The organism is Helicobacter sp. 23-1046, assembly GCF_053654635.1.
In genome coordinates, this window is sequence record NZ_JBSIUS010000001.1 from 473,069 (window position 1) to 490,310 (window position 17,242).

At 39.2% G+C, this 17,242-nt stretch carries 14 protein-coding genes; 8 read left to right on the plus strand and 6 right to left on the minus strand.

Going from position 1 to position 17,242, the window contains the following annotated elements; genetic code table 11:
- Positions 1 to 31 precede the first annotated feature (31 nt).
- The gene (locus tag ACWIUJ_RS02245; protein WP_454168699.1) at positions 32 to 3,274 is read right to left on the minus strand and encodes a YhdP family protein; all 3,243 of its coding nucleotides are present in this window, start codon (positions 3,272 to 3,274) and stop codon (positions 32 to 34) included.
- Here ACWIUJ_RS02245 and mltG point away from each other — a divergent pair.
- The gene (mltG, locus tag ACWIUJ_RS02250; RefSeq protein WP_454152218.1) at positions 3,252 to 4,259 is read left to right on the plus strand and encodes an endolytic transglycosylase MltG; all 1,008 of its coding nucleotides are present in this window, start codon (positions 3,252 to 3,254) and stop codon (positions 4,257 to 4,259) included. The genes ACWIUJ_RS02245 and mltG overlap by 23 nt on opposite strands.
- A 28-nt stretch (positions 4,260 to 4,287) precedes the next feature.
- Here mltG and ligA read toward each other — a convergent pair whose 3' ends face one another.
- Complete coding sequence (ligA, locus tag ACWIUJ_RS02255) at positions 4,288 to 6,240, minus strand: NAD-dependent DNA ligase LigA (protein WP_454169710.1); 1,953 nt, start codon at positions 6,238 to 6,240, stop codon at positions 4,288 to 4,290.
- 134 nt (positions 6,241 to 6,374) lie between these two features.
- Between ligA and ACWIUJ_RS02260 the strand changes: the two genes are divergently transcribed.
- From ACWIUJ_RS02260 to ppa, 4 genes are all read left to right on the plus strand, one after another.
- A complete protein-coding gene (locus ACWIUJ_RS02260; RefSeq protein WP_454152220.1) occupies positions 6,375 to 7,325 on the plus strand; it encodes a chemotaxis protein CheW in 951 nt (316 codons plus the stop codon).
- Between the two features lie 46 nt (positions 7,326 to 7,371).
- Positions 7,372 to 9,126: an aspartate--tRNA ligase gene (gene aspS, locus ACWIUJ_RS02265; protein WP_454168701.1), complete on the plus strand. Its 1,755-nt coding sequence runs from the start codon at positions 7,372 to 7,374 to the stop codon at positions 9,124 to 9,126.
- Positions 9,127 to 9,189: 63 nt separating this feature from the next.
- On the plus strand, positions 9,190 to 9,777 hold the full coding sequence (locus tag ACWIUJ_RS02270; protein WP_454152222.1) for an adenylate kinase: 588 nt from the start codon (positions 9,190 to 9,192) through the stop codon (positions 9,775 to 9,777).
- A gap of 13 nt (positions 9,778 to 9,790) precedes the next feature.
- On the plus strand, positions 9,791 to 10,309 hold the full coding sequence (gene ppa, locus ACWIUJ_RS02275; RefSeq protein WP_454168703.1) for an inorganic diphosphatase: 519 nt from the start codon (positions 9,791 to 9,793) through the stop codon (positions 10,307 to 10,309).
- Between the two features lie 35 nt (positions 10,310 to 10,344).
- Here ppa and ACWIUJ_RS02280 read toward each other — a convergent pair whose 3' ends face one another.
- Complete coding sequence (locus ACWIUJ_RS02280; RefSeq protein WP_454168705.1) at positions 10,345 to 12,420, minus strand: polyribonucleotide nucleotidyltransferase; 2,076 nt, start codon at positions 12,418 to 12,420, stop codon at positions 10,345 to 10,347.
- On the minus strand, positions 12,421 to 13,104 hold the full coding sequence (locus ACWIUJ_RS02285; RefSeq protein ID WP_454152225.1) for a phosphoribosyltransferase: 684 nt from the start codon (positions 13,102 to 13,104) through the stop codon (positions 12,421 to 12,423).
- A 419-nt stretch (positions 13,105 to 13,523) separates the two neighbouring features.
- On the opposite strand from ACWIUJ_RS02285, the gene ACWIUJ_RS02290 reads away from it, so the two are divergent.
- The 3 genes from ACWIUJ_RS02290 to ACWIUJ_RS02300 are packed head-to-tail and all read left to right on the plus strand — an operon-like array spanning position 13,524 to position 14,411.
- Entirely contained in the window at positions 13,524 to 13,820 is a 297-nt protein-coding gene (locus ACWIUJ_RS02290; RefSeq protein WP_454152226.1) for a hypothetical protein, read from the plus strand.
- Positions 13,817 to 14,020 (plus strand): nucleotidyl transferase AbiEii/AbiGii toxin family protein, encoded by a 204-nt coding sequence (locus ACWIUJ_RS02295; protein ID WP_454168707.1) that lies wholly within the window; start codon positions 13,817 to 13,819, stop codon positions 14,018 to 14,020. The genes ACWIUJ_RS02290 and ACWIUJ_RS02295 overlap by 4 nt, the downstream gene beginning before the upstream one ends.
- 13 nt (positions 14,021 to 14,033) lie before the next feature.
- Positions 14,034 to 14,411 carry a hypothetical protein gene (locus tag ACWIUJ_RS02300; protein ID WP_454168709.1) on the plus strand — a complete coding sequence of 126 codons (378 nt, stop codon included), beginning with the start codon at positions 14,034 to 14,036 and terminating at the stop codon, positions 14,409 to 14,411.
- Between the two features lie 155 nt (positions 14,412 to 14,566).
- Here the strand turns inward: ACWIUJ_RS02300 and ACWIUJ_RS02305 are convergent, their stop codons facing one another.
- Together ACWIUJ_RS02305 and ACWIUJ_RS02310 are read right to left on the minus strand one after the other, a co-directional pair.
- The gene (locus ACWIUJ_RS02305; RefSeq protein ID WP_454168711.1) at positions 14,567 to 16,768 is read right to left on the minus strand and encodes an LPS-assembly protein LptD; all 2,202 of its coding nucleotides are present in this window, start codon (positions 16,766 to 16,768) and stop codon (positions 14,567 to 14,569) included.
- Positions 16,769 to 16,773: 5 nt separating this feature from the next.
- Positions 16,774 to 17,238 carry an RDD family protein gene (locus ACWIUJ_RS02310; protein ID WP_454168713.1) on the minus strand — a complete coding sequence of 155 codons (465 nt, stop codon included), beginning with the start codon at positions 17,236 to 17,238 and terminating at the stop codon, positions 16,774 to 16,776.
- Positions 17,239 to 17,242 lie beyond the last annotated feature (4 nt).

A 17,242-nucleotide genomic window follows, 5' to 3' on the forward strand; every position in this document is an offset into this window, starting at 1 on the left:
GTTGTTGTTCTTGCATTGTTGTTCTTGGGTTTCATTCTCCAAATTCCTTAAAAATATTCAACATTCTATCAAGCATATCAATAGGCGCAGTGAGAAAATCTTCTGCAAGTGTGGTATCCACTTTTGGCTTATCAAGTGCTCCCTTGATAGAAATCTTCGTAGAAATCTTGCCATCTCCACCCAAAATAATGTATCCCAAAACAGGAGTTTGATTTACTATTTTGCTTAATGTTTTGAGTGTGCTTGCTTGCAAGCGCAAATCGATAGTTTTTTTCTTTAAATCAATAACGCCCTTACCCTCAATGTCAATCGTGCTCCCAATAAGGTCGATTTTTTCAAAGCCAAGATTATCTTGACTAAGGGAAAATTCTATTTTGCCGTGTTTGATTTCATACCCATCTTTACTAAACCCGGGTTTTTTAAACGAAGCAAGATTGGGAAGTGTGTCGAGAACTGCAAAAAAGTTTTGCAAAAAAGCATATTCCATAAATGTGGCTTGTTGTATATCAATGTTTCCTTTGAATACTCTATTGTGTATGCGTCCATTAAGGCTAAATAAACTCCTTTCATTAAGCAGTTTTTTGCCCATTACCACATTGATAAACTGTGAGCTAAAATTATCTAATCTAATATTTGCCCAGCCGTGCAAAATTTCTGCTTCTAAAAATCCATTGCCATATTTGCCATTCGCGTCTATGCGCCCACTTCGCAGCGTGAGAGTGATTTCATCAGTGGGGATTACATAATCATATATAATGTTGCTGCGCGTTGCTTCAAGCTGGACGATGCTTGGGGGTATGCCATTTCTTCTTTCATATCGCTCTTTTTCTAAAGTAAATTGCCTTTCTCGTAAAAGTTTTTCTTCGCTTATTATTTTACTTTCATTGTTTTCTAGATTCTCACGCAGGACAGGTATATTTGAGTGAAACATTTCCTCGACATTGAGGTCATAATCTTTTATTTTAAATTGTAATAATCCTTTGTTTTTTATTATTTCTATTCCTGTAAGAGCGTTAAGAGGTGTGTTGGTTTTGTGGTTTTTTTGGTTAGCTACACTCCAATTTGGCGTGGCGAGCGTTAGCTTGTCGTTGTATATATTGCCACTTACCGAGAGAGAATCTACCCGCTTGCCATTTTTTGTGTAGATTGGGTATTCCAAGTTGGTGAGATTTACATTCATTCCAAAGATATTTTTATCAATCTCTGCGAGTTCTATACTTCCTGCCTTAAAGCCATAATACTGCAAGGCAGGAGAGTATGGATAGAGTGTGGCAAGGCTTGTAATGGTAATGGTGCTAAGAGAATCTTTGCTATTTTCTTTTGGTTTTTTATGTATAGTGAGCGCAAGTTTAGGGATACTGAGCTCAAAGCCTCCATTTGTCATCGTGCCATCAAGTGTGATTTCATCAAGTGGTGGGAAGTCGCTAAGATTGAGCGGTTGGATTTGTGGGCGTGGATTTGGATTCCCTGTGGTTTGTTTATCTTTGTTTTGGAGTTTGGAGAATTTTTCATCGGTTGCTTTTACTACATCGCTAGATGTTTTTTGCAGTAGGCTTGGCAAGTCTGGTTGTTGCTCCTTTATAATAGCGCGGATAATCCTCTTTGTAAATTCGTCTTTACCAGCGATTTGGAGGGCTTTTGGCAAAGGTTTTTGTGCAATTTTATTTATATCTATGTCAATTTTCTCTGGCTTGAGTGTGCCTTCAATCTTGCTTTGCAACGGATAAATATTAAGCAACAAACTCGTGGATACAATATCATTATAGTTGAGATGAGAGCTTGCCACAGCGACATTTTGCTCATCTGGTGTGATAGAGATTTTTACCCCCAAATCTTTGGCGAAAATCCCCTCGCCCAAAAAAAGCAACTTCACATCGCTTCCGCTAATAGTTCCTTTGACAAGTTGAGGTTGCACGATGTGATTTACCACGCGCAAATGCAAGTCAATCCCTGCACTTAGTGTGCTTTTATCTGTTTGGAGTGGAATATCAATGCCATAAAATTTGAGCAAATCCACAAGTGGTTGCTCTACACCAATTTTTGTCGAGCGAATTTTGACAAAGACTTCCACAGGATTATGAAAGGGTAACTTGATTCCCACATCAGAATCTTTAATGGAGTATGCGTTGAAAGTCGGCTCATCAAGGGTAATATTAAGGTATCCATCTTCGAGGGCTAAATGCGCGTTATCTGCCTTTATGGGCTCGACTTTTGGTGCGACTGCGACTTTGACATTTTTAATGGTGGCTTTGGCGCGCATTTGCTTGCTTAGATTATCTAAAAACTTATCATTAAGTTTGCCATTTAGTGTGAATGTATCAATTTGCACGCTCTCAAAAGTAATGCGATTAAAGAGCCATTCCTCAAGCGCATTATTTTTGAGAGGTTTGAGATATTGCTGTAAAAAGCGAATGGAATCAATCTTTGAGCTTTTGACTTCCACATCGATTTTTTTAAAGTTTGTGTTGCCAATGATTGAAAAAGTGGGTTTTGTAGCGTTGTGTATATCTTGGTATTGGCTTCGTTGCACTTGAGCGTGTGGCGGTGGCGGAGCAAGCAAATGTGGCGGTGGCGCAAATACCATATTTGAATCTTCTTGTTGGTTTGGTTGTGTATTTTCTTGCTGTGGTGCGGATTGTTGTGCGTTTGGTTGTGGTTTTAGGACACGCAGAGATTGCAAATCTTTTTCATAAGTGGCTAATATGTCAAAAAAGAAAGTTTTTTTCGCATATTCTAAGTTCCCATCAAGCTGAATGTTTAAGGGATAAATATTGAGCGTTTCAATCTCTAGTTTGATTTTTCCATTGTCATTTGTGGTGTTTAAAATCGCCTCAAAATCGGGGTCATAGATTTGATATAAATGCCCGTCATAGAGAATCTTTCGCGCTTGTTTATCAGGCAGGATAATGTTATGGACATTAAGCGTTTGAAAATATGAAAGCACCAAAAGCCCGTCTTTAATGTATCCTACAATGGAATCTACCGAAACAGGCTCATTAGATTCTAAGGTTTGTTGAGATTGTGCGTCTTCTTGTGTGGGCGATTCTTCATCGCTGGATTCTTGAGAGAGTTGGTGTGTGCTTTCTTGTGAATCTTCAAAAGCGTGAGAGAGGTCGAGTTTTTGAATGTCTAAAACAAGCTTATTTTCTAATTTAAGATACAATCCATCTACATTTATCCCAGCGATAGAGAAATGTTGTGCGTAGATTCCATCGCGCAAGATTCTATATCCTACATAGGAGAGCGTGCTTATGATAGCGACAAAAGTAAGCAAACTAATTAAAGTCTTTGGCTTGATTTTTGGCTTAAGTTTTGTGATGTGCTTTAGTCTTGCTTTGTATTTTTCCACGCCAATTCAACTCCCTAAAATCCTTGAAGTGCCTCAAGGTTCAATAAAGGGGATTATAGCACATTTAAACCAAATCACACCCAAGCAATTTAGTAGAATTGATGAGTTTTTTTTGCGTGCATTTGGGAATCCTCAAAGTGGATTTATCGAATTGCAATGCAGTGATTCTAGTGGATTTTTTGATGTTTCGTTTGGCTGTGATGCGCAATCACAAGAGGAGTTTATCACGCTCAATCGGCTTGATTTTTTGTTAAAACTCAGTAGTGCAAAGGCCGCTCAAAGACAAATTACCCTTATCCCCGGCGAGACCTTGTATTTTTTTATTCAAAATGCAAGCCAAAAATTCAACTTTGATTCTACAAAGCTCCAAAGCGCGTATAACAAATATTTTCATCTCCCTGATGGAATCATCGTCCCAGAGACTTATAGCCTACCCTTGCTTCAAAGTGAAGATGAATTTATGCAGTTGCTCTCAGAGATTTCATACAAATGGCACAAAGCGCGTGCAATAGAGCTTTTAGGCGAATATGATGAGGATAAATGGTTTTATTTTGTTTCAATGGCAGCAATCGTGCAAAAAGAAGCAGCAAACATTGATGAAATGCCAATCGTTGCTGGCGTGGTGCATAATCGCTTAAATAAAGATATGCCATTACAAATGGACGGCGCGCTTAATTATGGGGAGTTTTCACACACTAAAATCACACCAAAGCGCATTAAAGAGGATACAAACCCGTGTAACACTTACAAACATAAGGGAATCCCGCCTTATCCTTGCGCGAGTGCGAGCTTAGATTCCATTAAGGCGAGTATCAACCCAGCAAATGTGGAGTATCTCTATTTCGTGCGTAACAAAAACGGCACACACACTTTTAGCAAAACTTATGAGGAACATAGAAGCAATTTTTAGCATATTGGTGGCGTGTTTTTAATGCACTTTAGGAGCGAAGCAGGGAATCTAACTCCTCTTCGCTTATGATTTTAACCCCTAATTGGCGTGCTTTTTCTTCTTTGCTTCCAGCGTTTTCCCCGCATAGCACAAAATCTGTTTTTTTGCTTACGCTTGCACTCACGCATGCGCCATAGGATTCTAATTCTTGTTTTACTTCATCTCTGCTGCGTTTTAGTGTGCCTGTGATGACAAAGGTTTTGCCACTAATGGTAGATTCTTGAATGGCTAAAACTTGCACGCTTGGTTGAATGATTTGGCAAATTTGTGCGATAAGTGTCGCATTGGTAGCGTTAAACTCGCAAATTGAGCGTGCCATTTCCTCGCCAAAGCCATCAATATCTAAAATTTCTTCAAATGTCGCACTAAAGGCATTAAGTCCAAATTTTTGCGCGAGTTTTTTGCTCGCACCCTCGCCAATATGCTCAATCCCCAAAGCGTTAATAAGTCGCCACAATTCCACGCCTTTTGTCGATTGGATAGAATCGAGCAGGTTTTGTGCGCGCTTTTGCTTCCAGCCATCAAGTGCCAAAAGAGAATCTTTACGCAAGGAATACAAGTCCAAAATGCCTTTAATAAGGTTGTTTTCAAAAAGTTCATACACGATTTTTTCGCCCAAACCATCGATATTGAGAGCTTTTTTGCTTGCAAAATGCACGATAGATTCTTTTATGCGGGCATTGCAACTTAGATTTTGACATTTAATGAGAATCTCCTCAACCAAAAGCTCTCCTCCGCATTCTGGGCATACTTTTGGGCGTTGTATGATGCGCTCATCTCCCTTGCGTGCGTTATGTAGGGATTTTATGATTTTTGGTATCACATCACCACTGCGAATAATGACTACTTTATCCCCGATTCTTATGTCTTTTTTGGCGATTTCGCTGAAGTTATGCAAGCTCGCGCGTGTGATAGTCGCCCCCTCAATCTCTATCGCTTCAAGCTCGGCTACGGGAGTGATTACACCACTTCTACCCACTTGAAAGGTTACGCTTTTGAGGATTGAAGTTTTTTCAATCGCGGGGAATTTAAACGCACACGCAAAGCGTGGGGATTTAATCGTCCAGCCGAGTGCTTCTTGGCTTGCAATCTCATCGAGCATTACCACCATTCCATCAAGCATTATGGGATACGATTCTCTCGCGTGCAAAATTTCATTATAAATGGCAAGAATTTCTTCGTAGCTTCTCGCGTGCGTGAGGAATGGAATCTTTGCGAACTTAAACTCCTCAATTTTGCCTAGCATTGCATAAAAACTTGTTGCATTAAGCGGATTTTCTCCAACTCCCCACGGCATAAAACGCAAAGGTCTTTTTGCCGTAATTGCAGAATCAAGTTGGCGTAAAGAGCCAGCTGCTGCATTTCTGGGGTTAGCAAAAAGGGGGAGATTTTCTTGTGTGCGTGATTGGTTGAGTGCGTTAAAGTCATCTTTAGTGATGATGACTTCACCGCGAATTTCTATCGTTTCTAAAAGTGGAATGTGTAAGGGAATGGAAAAAATAGTTTTTGCGTTTTGCGTTACAAGCTCGCCTGTGATACCATCGCCTCGTGTAGTCGCGCTGATAAGATTCCCATTTTGGTATAAAAGATTAAGTGAGAGACCATCAAATTTTGGCGAGCAAGTGAAGGTTGCGTTTGGATAGGATTTATAAATGCGCTCAAGCCATTCTTTAAGCTCATTTGCGCTAAAGACATCATCTAAGCTCCACATTCGCTTCAAATGTGAGTGTTTCTCAAACTCTTGGAGTGGCGTATCGCCCACGCGTTGCGTTGGGGAATGTGGCAATATATCCTTAGGATTTGCCTCTTCATAGTCTTTCACCTGATGATAGAGTATGTCATATTCCTCATCGCTAGCGATAGGATTGTCTAGGACATAGTAGTGATATGCCATTTTGTTGAGCGTGTTGATAGCGTTTTTATAACTCGTGGAATCTAAAATATTCAAAATCTCTCCTTTTTAGTAATTTTTTGCTAAGAAGTTTGCTAGAATTATAACTTTAATTTTGCTCTAAACTTTAATCATTTGATAAGACTTATATAGAGATTTTGGATTCTTTTCTTTGGAGGGATACATTGGTAGAAAATGTTGATAAAATGACCACCCTACACCTTAAGAATGAAGCGCAGTTTTTGTGTTTCACATTAGAGACTGAGGTGGAGGGCACGACACAACTTTATGCTATGAATGTCTTTAAAATCCGTGAGATTATTTATTATAGCGATGAGCTAACTGAGACAGAGGGCGAAAACAGTGGCATAATGTTAGGATATTTGACCGTGCGCGAGGAGACAATCCCGCTGATAGATATGCGCAGGTGGTTATATTATAGCCAAGATGACCCTTATAGGGATTTGCGCCCATACTCTATCGAGGGAGAAAAGAATCTTGTGGTGATTTGTAGCTTTTCAAACTGCGTAGTTGGGCTAAAGATTCAGAGTGTGAAGCGCATTATCCAAAAAAGTTGGAACGAAATTGAGGCGGGAGGTGAGTTTGGCATTGATGGAAACTCAAAGGTTACTGCTACAATGAAGTATGATGATGGGAGTGTGGTGCAGATTCTCGATGTGGAGAAAATGGTGGCTGATACACTCCCCAATGGAAGCGCAGATGATGAGTTAGAGCTAGAAAATTTAAGCGCAATCCATAGCAATCGTATCGTGCTTTTGGCTGAAGATTCTAAAACAGCAGCGAAGTCATTGCAACACATCATTGAAAGGCTTGAGTTGAACTATTTTACCTTTCCAAATGGCAAGGCATTGCTTGATTACTTGCATAATGCAGGAGTGAGCAAAATGGTTGGTGCAGTTATCACAGACCTTGAAATGCCTCTAGTATCTGGCTTTGAGGTGTTAAAGCGAGTAAAAGAGGAGCAAAGCACGGCACATATCCCTGTGATTATCAACTCTTCAATGGATTCAGAATCTAATAGGCAAATGGCAGAAACGCTCAAAGCCGATGCGTTTGTAACAAAAGGGAATCCAACGCAAATAGAGCAGGCGTTGCGCCGATTACTTAAGTCATAAACACAAATAATTACAAACGCACTTTAGCGTATTTTTAAGGATACAAATGCTTAGAACACATTTATGCACAGAAGTTTCAAAAGATTTGATAGGCTCTGAAGTCGCCGTATGTGGCTGGTGTAATTCTTACCGCGACCACGGAGGTGTGGTGTTTATTGATTTGCGTGATAAAAGCGGAATCTTACAGCTTGTGTGCGATTCTCATTCTACGCCTAAGGCTTATGAGATAGCACAAAGCGTGCGTGATGAGTTTGTGCTTATCGCTAAGGGAAAGGTGCGCGCAAGAGGCGAAGGTTTAGAGAATCCAAAGCTAAAGACAGGCGCGATTGAAGTGATTTTAAGTGAGCTTATAATAGAGAACAAATCACTTACTCCACCCATTGCTATCGGTGATGAGAATACAAATGAAGAGTTGCGATTAAAGTATCGTTATTTGGATTTGCGCGCACCAAAGGCATATCAAATCTTCAAGATGCGCTCTGATGTGGCTATAAGTGCGCGTAATACGTTACAAAAAATGGGATTTTTAGAAGTTGAGACGCCGATTTTAACCGCTTCTACACCAGAGGGCGCACGGGACTATCTCCTCCCAAGTAGAATCCACGATGGGCAATTTTTCGCCCTGCCACAAAGCCCGCAACTTTTTAAACAGATTCTTATGATAAGTGGCTTTGAGCGGTATTTCCAAATTGCTAAATGCTTTAGAGATGAGGATTTGCGCTCGGATAGACAGCCAGAATTTACCCAAATTGATGTGGAAATGAGCTTTTGTAATCAAAATGATGTAATGGAAGTGGCTGAGAAATTGCTCTTTGAGATTTTTGCCACAGCAGGCAAGCCTATAAGCACACCGTTTAAAAGAATGCCATATTGCGAGGCAATGGAATCCTATGGCAGTGATAAACCAGATTTGCGCTTTGAAATGCCACTTGTAGAGGTAGGTGATTTGTTTGTCGATTCTAGTAATGAGATTTTTGCCTCCATCGCCAAAGATTCGCAAAAAAACCGCTTCAAAGCCCTGTGCGTGAAGGGCGGGGATAATTTCTATTCGCGCAAAATGCTAAGCGAGGCAGAAGAGTTTGTGCGAAAATTTGGCGCGCAAGGCCTTGCGTATATCCAGCTTAAAGAGGGAGAAATCAAAGGTCCTTTGGTAAAATTTATCACCCAAGAGAAGCTAGACGCACTGATAAGGCGTGTGGGCGCACAAATGGGGGATATTATCTTTTTTGGTGCAGGGGCTAAAAAGGTCGTGTGGGATTATATGGGGCGATTGCGTTGTAAGGTAGCGCAGGATTTAGGACTTATAGATTCTCAAAAGTTAGAATTTTTGTGGGTTGTGGATTTCCCAATGTTTGAGAAAAATGATGATGGCTCTATTTCGGCGTTACATCACCCATTTACAATGCCAAAAGATATTGACAAAAGCGATATTGAATCAATAGAATCTATAGCGTATGATGTAGTGTTAAATGGCGTGGAGCTTGGTGGTGGAAGCATTAGAATCCATAAAGATTCTATCCAAAATAAAGTGTTTGAAATTTTAGGTATTAGTAAGCAAGAGGCAAAGGAGCGATTTGGATTCTTGCTTGAAGCACTTAGCTTTGGTGCGCCACCACACGGCGGATTTGCCATTGGTTTTGATAGGCTTATTATGCTGCTTAGTAATTCGCATTCATTGCGCGATGTGATTGCATTCCCTAAAACTCAAAAAGCAACCTGTTTGCTTGCAAACGCGCCAAGTGAAGTGAGCGAGGAGCAACTAAGAGAGTTACACATTCGCTTGAGAAATCCCAAAAATTAACGCATTTACGCGAATTTGTGATAGAATGTGAGAATCTACATAAGCTAAATCTAAGGAGAAAAAATGAAAAAGCTGTTTTTAATCATTGGAGCACCGGGCAGTGGTAAGACGACTGATGCGCAAATTATCGCAAAGAATAATGCTGATAGCATTGTGCATTATTCCACAGGCGAACTATTGCGTGCAGAAGTGGCGAGTGGGAGCGAGCAGGGCAAACTTATCGATAGTTTTGTAAGCAAGGGAAATTTAGTGCCTCTTAGCATTGTGGTTGGCACGATTATTGAGGCACTTAAAAATGCCCCAAAAGATATTATTTTGATTGACGGGTATCCGCGTAGCGTGGAGCAAATGCACGCTTTGCAAGATGAGCTAGAGAGGCAAAATGATGTAGTTTTAGAGGCTGTCATCGAGGTGGAAGTGAGCGAGGAAGTCGCTAGGGAGAGAGTGTTAGGCAGGGCAAGAGGCGCAGATGATAATATCGAAGTATTTAATAACCGAATGGAAGTCTATCGCAAGCCACTTAAGGAGATTAGGACATTTTATGATGAAAAAAATGGATTACTCTACACAGTCAATGGCGAGCGAACTATCGAGGAAATCGTGGCAGATATGGAAGAATTTATCAAAAATCCACGAGCAAAATTATCTTAAAAAAGGAGTAAAAATGGACATTACAAAACTTGTCGCAGGTGAGAATCCAAACAAAATCAACGCAATTATTGAAATCCCTTATGGCTCAAATATCAAATACGAAGTGGATAAAGAAAGTGGTGTGGTAATGGTAGATAGGGTGCTTTATGGGGCGATGTTTTATCCTGCAAATTATGGCTTTGTGCCAAATACTTTGGCGGATGATGGCGACCCTGCGGACATTCTCGTGCTCAATGAATATCCACTACAAGCGGGTAGTGCGATAAAATGTCGTCTTATCGGTGTGCTAGTGATGGAAGATGAAAGCGGAATGGACGAGAAACTCCTAGCCGTGCCAATTAGCAAAATCGACCCTAGATATGACAATATCAAAAGTCTGCAAGATTTGCCACAAATCACCCTTGATAGAATTAAAAACTTTTTTGAAACTTACAAAACATTAGAGCCAAATAAGTGGGTAAAGGTCAAAGATTACAAAGGTGTAGCGCAAGCGCAAGAGATTTTGCAAAAAGCGATAGAAAACTATAAGTAGCAAGGAGATTTAGCGGGGCTTAAAAAGAGTAAAATTTATGCTAAGCCAAGCCCCACTTTTTGTCCATTGATTTCTATTATCACACATTCAATCTCTTTAGTGTCGCCTAAAACATCGCTTGGTTTTTTCCCTTTTTCGTCGGTAAGTTTGCTAATGTGTAATAACCCATCGCCACCATTTGGAAGCTCGACAAACACACCAAAATCACAAATTTTTTTAATCACACCCTTAAATTTTAAGCCAACTTCATAACTCTCAAACCCTTTCACTAATCCTAAAATATATTCTTTCGCATTTTTTAGATTCTTTGCATTTTGTGCGCTTATGGTTACCGCGCCATTTTCTCTGTCTAAGTCAATGCTTACTTCAAATTTTTCAATAATCCCTTTTATAGTCTTGCCACCTTGCCCGATAATATCCACCATTTTATTACTTGGCACACAAAAGATCTCAGTCTTTGGCAAAATATCATAATTGATTGTAAGGTTACTTAATGATTGCTTCATAATACCTAAAATATGCACTCTTGCAGCTTTTGCCTGCATAAGTGCAGCATTTAGAATCTCGCTTGAAATCCCACCAAGTTTTATATCCATTTGTAACGCGCTAATGCCATTTTCATCACCCGCAACCTTAAAATCCATATCGCCATCGTGGTCTTCTAAGCCTGTAATATCACTCAAAATAGCATATTTCTCTCCCTCGCTTACAAGCCCCATTGCCACGCCAGCGATGAGTGAGTGCATTGCCACATTGCTTGCTTGTAGTGCTAAACTTCCACCGCACACGCTTGCCATTGAGCTTGAGCCATTGGATTCTAAAATTTCTGAAACAATGCGAATGACGGCATTGTTTTGCACAATGCTTGATTTGAGGGCTTTTTTTGCAAGATTGCCGTGTCCTAGCTCTCTACGCCCCACAGAGCCTATCATATCCGTTTCACCAACGCTAAAACTTGGAAAGTTGTAATGAAATAAAAACTTATCTTTCGCGCCCACACTTCCTAAAGGCTCTATGCCTTGCGCATCAGATTCTGTGCCTAAGGTGCAAGCGACCAATGCCTGTGTTTGCCCGCGTGTAAAAAGTGCGCTCCCGTGTGCGTGTGGCAAAATATTTGTCTCAATGCTAATTTTACGCACTTCATCTAATGCCCTACCATCAGCACGCACGCTATCTTGCAAAATCATCTCGCGCACTAAGGATTTTTTGAATATGCCTAAGCAATGCTTGACATCTTCTTCTTCAAATCCTTGAGCGATTACTTCTTTAATGATTTCATCAAATGCCCCCGCTCTTTCGCTTTTTGAGGCTTGTTGTATGGCAAGTTTTATAGAATCTACACAATGTTGTTGCAAAAACTCCAAAGAATGGGTTTGTTTAATTTTTAGGGAAAATGGTATGGTGGGTTGTTTTTGGTGGGATTTTAGGAATTTTTCATATTCTTTGCAATCATTTGCTATATGTTTTTTTGCGAGTTCAAGTGCTTCTATGGTGAGATTCTCGCTTAAGAGATTTGGCTTATCATTTTGTTGTTGTGTGTTCATTTCTATCATTAGGAGTTCATCGCCCTTACCACTTACAAACAAATCCAATTCACTCTCTTTAAGTGTGTGAGAATCTGGGTTGATGATAAACTTGCCATTTATGCGTCCGATTCTCAGTGCGCTTAATGGCGATTTTTCTTGCCCTTCAATGATGATGTTTGAAGTATATAGGGCGATGCTCGCTGCTTTTAGCGCGCATAGGGCTAAGTCATTTAGTCCATCATAGCTTACGACCATTGCTACAATGTGTGTTGGATATGCAAAACCTTTGGGAAAAAGTGGGCGCAAAGTCCTATCTATAAGCCTTGAAGTGAGAATCTCAAATTCACTTGGCTTGCCCTCACGCTTGATAAAGCCCGCTGGAAACTTTCCAACGGCATAGGTTTTTTGAATGTATTGCACGCTTAGTGGCACGAAATCTGCCTCTATTGGTGTATTTCCCACGCACACAGTGGCGATAATGCTTGTCCCACCACATTCATAAAGCACTGCGCCATTTGCTTGATTAGCAATATCAAAGCGACAAGATTCTATTCTCTCCCCAAGTGTAATATTCACCTTACTCATTTATGCTTCCTCCTTAGTTTTTTTGTGTAAATGTGTATTTAAAATCGCCTCAATAGTCTTTGGCTCAATGGGTTCAAAGTTTTTGTAATAATGTCCAATGCTTACGAAATTATCCAATGCTTGCACGCACAGCACTTCATCGCAAATTTCACTCAAAGCATTTTTGACTACTAATGGCAAAATAGGCGTGGCAATTTTAATACTTTTGGCGTGCCTGCTTATACAGGTTTTTATCGCGCACATTGCTGTAAGCCCTGTATCAATGCCTTGATCTACGATAAGCACATCGCGCCCATTAAGTGAGGAGAGTAACTCGCCCTTGCGAAACTTATAACGCATAGGGATAATGCTGTCTTCATATTGTCGCTTTGATTCACCATAGACATAATCAAGGCTTATATCAAACGCATTGATAAGATTCTCATTCATCACAATATCAAGTTCCTCACTTACAATAGCGATTTTACATTCATTATTAAGTGGCGCGGTAATAACTTCAGCAAAGAGATAATCAAGGGGGACTTTTAGCTTGCTCGCTAAGACATCTGCGAAAAACACTCCCTCAAAGCTCGTAGCCAAAATCACGGTTTGTGAGACATCGAGATTTTTGAGCGCGAAAACTCCTAGTAGCTGCTCTAATGCGTGTGCTCTATCGGTGAATATATAAGATTGTTTTGTCTGCATTCCTTTTATTCCTCACAAAGAGTAGATTGTAGCAAAAGGAGAGTATTTTACTTCCCCCGAAACCTTAAGAGAACAGGGGAAAACCAAACTAAGGACACACTAAAAAGACATAGTCGCAACAAGCGTCCATTGAGAGCATTATATCTTAAATTTTGACATTTTCGTGCTTAAATGTGAGATTTTGCTTAAATGGTAATGCTTTAAAAATATCATAATCAAAAAAATATCGGGCGATAGACAGCGATGTAAAAAGGGTTTTGGAAAATTATTAAAAAAGAGTAAAAGCGACTTAGCAGTAAGTATAAACTGCGTAGCGGATGGAAAAATAACAACAACAAGGGTTGCGAATTTAAGAGAGATTAAAATAAAAAATATATTGTGTTATAATTTCATATTCTATGACTTAAAGGAAATTTCCAATGACTTCAAAAGATAAAAAACTTTTAGCCCATTTTGTCCATTATGTTTGGTGGGAGAAAAAAGATGAAATTATTGCTAATAATCCTTTGCGAGTTATAGCTAGTGCAATGAAAGACGCCAACAATATCAGTAGCTTTAAGAAAGTGTGCGAATTTAGCGATAAGATTCTAAAAGAAACACTTAAAAATGCTCAAGCAGGTTGGTTTGATAAAAAGTCTTGGCATTTTTGGCATATTCGATTGTATGGGATAAACTGCAAGATTCCACCATTACCAAAACGAGGATATTTGCGATGAAACTGCACTTTGAAATATTGCCAAAAGAGCAAAAAGAAATTTATCCATATCTTAAAGTGCTAAAAGATATGGATTTTACGCTTTTTGGCGGGACAGCATTAGCCTTGCAATTAGGGCATAGGGAATCGGTAGATTTTGATTTTTTTACGCATAAAGATATATCAAAACTTCAATATTCTTTTAAGTCTAAATGGCATTAAAGTAGGCGAAATAATGCTACAAATAGATAATATGCTATCTTTTATGACTACAAATAATGTCAAAATCTCTTTCTTTGGCAATATAGAATTTGTCAAATTTGTAGATACGATTCAAAGTGATGATGGCATTTTGCAACTTGCAAGTTTAAAATCTTTACTCATCACAAAACTAAAAGTTACTTGTGATAGAGCAGAATATAAAGACTACAAAGACATAGCAGAGATATTAAAGACAAATCAAGTATCTCTAGAGCAAGGATTAAGTGAGTTTGGGCGATATTTTGGTAATGATTTTCCTATTATGCAAGTTGTAAGGGGATTAGCTTATTTTGAAGATGGAGATTTATATAGATTAAGCAAAGATGACAAAATATCTTACTTAATGCGGTAAAAAATATAGATATAGCACAAATAGAAAATACAATACAAAGCAATATCAAACCAACCAAAACTCCCACTATTACCAAAAAACCCAAACCAAAGACGCTCTCTACAAGGTAGAGAGAGACAATTTCCTTTTTTATATAAATACCAACAAAAAAGTCCTTAATTTTGCAATTTTTGTGTGAATCCAATTGGTGTAAGTGGAGAAAATCGAAATTCGATTTTGATGTATTGGTTGCTTAGCGTATCAATACCGCTATTGGTAAATATAGGACGCACATCAGTGGCGAACTTCAACCCAATGCCAAAACACGCAATATCGCGTGAAAATACTATCGACCAATCTTTTAGTCTCGCATTTGCTTCATCATAGCCTATATTTGCATCTAGCGTGAAGTAACCAAAGTCATAGCGCATATTCGCGCGTAAAAATGCCGAGCTATAAATGTTGTTATACGCACTACTTTTTAGCATAGTGTCTTCATCGAGTTTGAAAAAGTAATTTGCATTCGCTCTTAAACCAAATTTATTAAAATTCAATGTCAATGAGGCTTCATTAAAGTGATTCGTCCTATGGGAGAAAAAAAGATTGCTTGTAAGCGTAAGCCCACTAAAAATATTTATCCCGACTTCTTGGCGCAGTGGTTGATTTGCATTGAGTGTAGAGTCGTTAGTAAAAATTCGCTGATAGATTCTATAAAAGCCAATTTCCTTGCCACTTGTGCTATAAAAGTAATTTGAGAGTTTTATATCCACCTTTGGCTTGTTTGCGCCAATGTCTATAATGTCGTTTGGATTCCAATATTGTGCGAGATTTTCTGCATTGAGAGTTTTTGCTAGCTCACTATATGCTTCATAACGCGTAGAATCTAATCCATATTGGGCATAATAATACAGCGGTGCACTAAATTGAGAATCAAAATGCGCAGTGTGAAAGAAATTTTTATAAGGTTTGGCTATATCGCTATTAAAGGCTATTTGATAGTTTGCGTAAGTGTAGTTCATTGAGGGTTGCACGGCTTGTTTGGTAAATGGGTCGTTGATGTTTTGTGCGTTGCCAAGACTCACATTGCTTGCAAACCCATCAATCCTCCCGCTTAAGTTAGCGAAGTTTTTAAACACCGACACACTTACTCCAAGTGGTAGAGAAAGGGAATTTTGCGTGTAAGTATAACCGCTTTGGCGCGTGATATTTTTACTCTCTATATTAAGCGAATAAAAGAGATTATTCAATAATATCGGGCTAATGTAGTGGTGGTATTGCACGCTTGGTAAGACTTGGGGTGTATTTGTGTTGCTAGGATTTGATAAGTCTAAAAAGTATTTTCCATAAATGCCAATATAGTGGTTGGAGATTTGTCCAAAATAATTGAGTCTAGAAGTGCTTAGGCGTGTATTGAAGCGACCATTTACACTTTGAAGTCGCTTATAATCCAAATCATTCATATAATGCAAGTCAGCAAAGAGATTGTCGTTGTAGTTGCTAAAGAGTGCCCCAAAGATTCCCTCTCTTTTGTATATAAAGTCAAATCCATAAATTTCCTTATTTTTTAAGTCATAAGTTTGCATATAATTTTCATATTGCTTGAAATACCCGACATTGAGCGTGGCTACACTATTTTTATTATCAGCGATTCTTAGCTCATAATGTAGCCCATTACCTCGTTGTGTGCGGAATTGCGGAGTGAGCGTCATATCCCACGAGTTAAAGGGCGCGATGTAAAAGGGCGTTAAAAAGACATATCCCTCACGGCTTGTCGAGCCAAACTCTAGTGGCATAAACCCACTCTTTCGTGTAGTGCCTGTGGAAAAGGTAAAATACGGCACATAAAGCAACGGCAATGAACCAAGATAAAGCCTTGTATTCCACGCGCTTACATACTGCTTTTGTGTGTTATAAGAGCCAGAAGTCGCAGCAATATGCCATATAGGAAACTGCACATCGCACGAGCTTATAATAGCCTTTTTAAAGCTATAAGTGTTTTCATTGCTTGATAATTGTGTGCTTGTGACCCACAATCCACCCTCTCCAAGTAAAAATGCTGGGTTAATAGAGGCTTGTTTGGTTTGCAAGTTTATATTCACATTTCCTGCATCGACAAAAAGTGTATCGCCATAATACACGCGCACATTTCCACGCAAAGCTATATCTTTGCTCTCTCTATCATAAGTAATCATATCAGCATACATATAAATGTCTTCACTTAGTAAAAACGCATTTTCTTGTGCTGTGATGATATTACCTTGCGAGGTTACACTATTAGCTGAGAGTTCAAAAAGTTGTGCTTTCGTATCTTTTGGCTCATTTGCGATTGCTATGCTTGCTAATAGCATAAGACATAACGCCACCACCCGCATTTGCATTTTACCTAAACCACTAAAGTTTTTGACACTTTGTCGTGCAATGCGCGGTTAAACTGCCCATCAAAAGCCATTATGAAGCCCACATATAAAAATATCGCCCCTAAGCATTTACAAAATGCCCTTACAACAGCTCTTGCAATGCTTGGTTTATCCACAAACTCCACACTCACAATGCGAATTTTAAGAATCATTTTGCCTAAAGTCGCTCCATACAGGCTTACTAAAAGCACTTCATAGCAAAAAAATGCAAGCGTATAAAGCAATGCAATACGCCACAAAGCAGTTTTTAAAAGGGCAATGGCATTTTGCAAATCTTCTTCGTTAAAAACTGCGCTAAAACTACTCCACAAAGCAATCACACACACAAATAGCACCAAAAAACAATCAAACAAATACGCCAAAAATCGCACATTTAATGGTGCAAGCTCGAGATTCTCGCGTTCTAAAAGTTTTTGTATTTTTTCTTTCATTGCG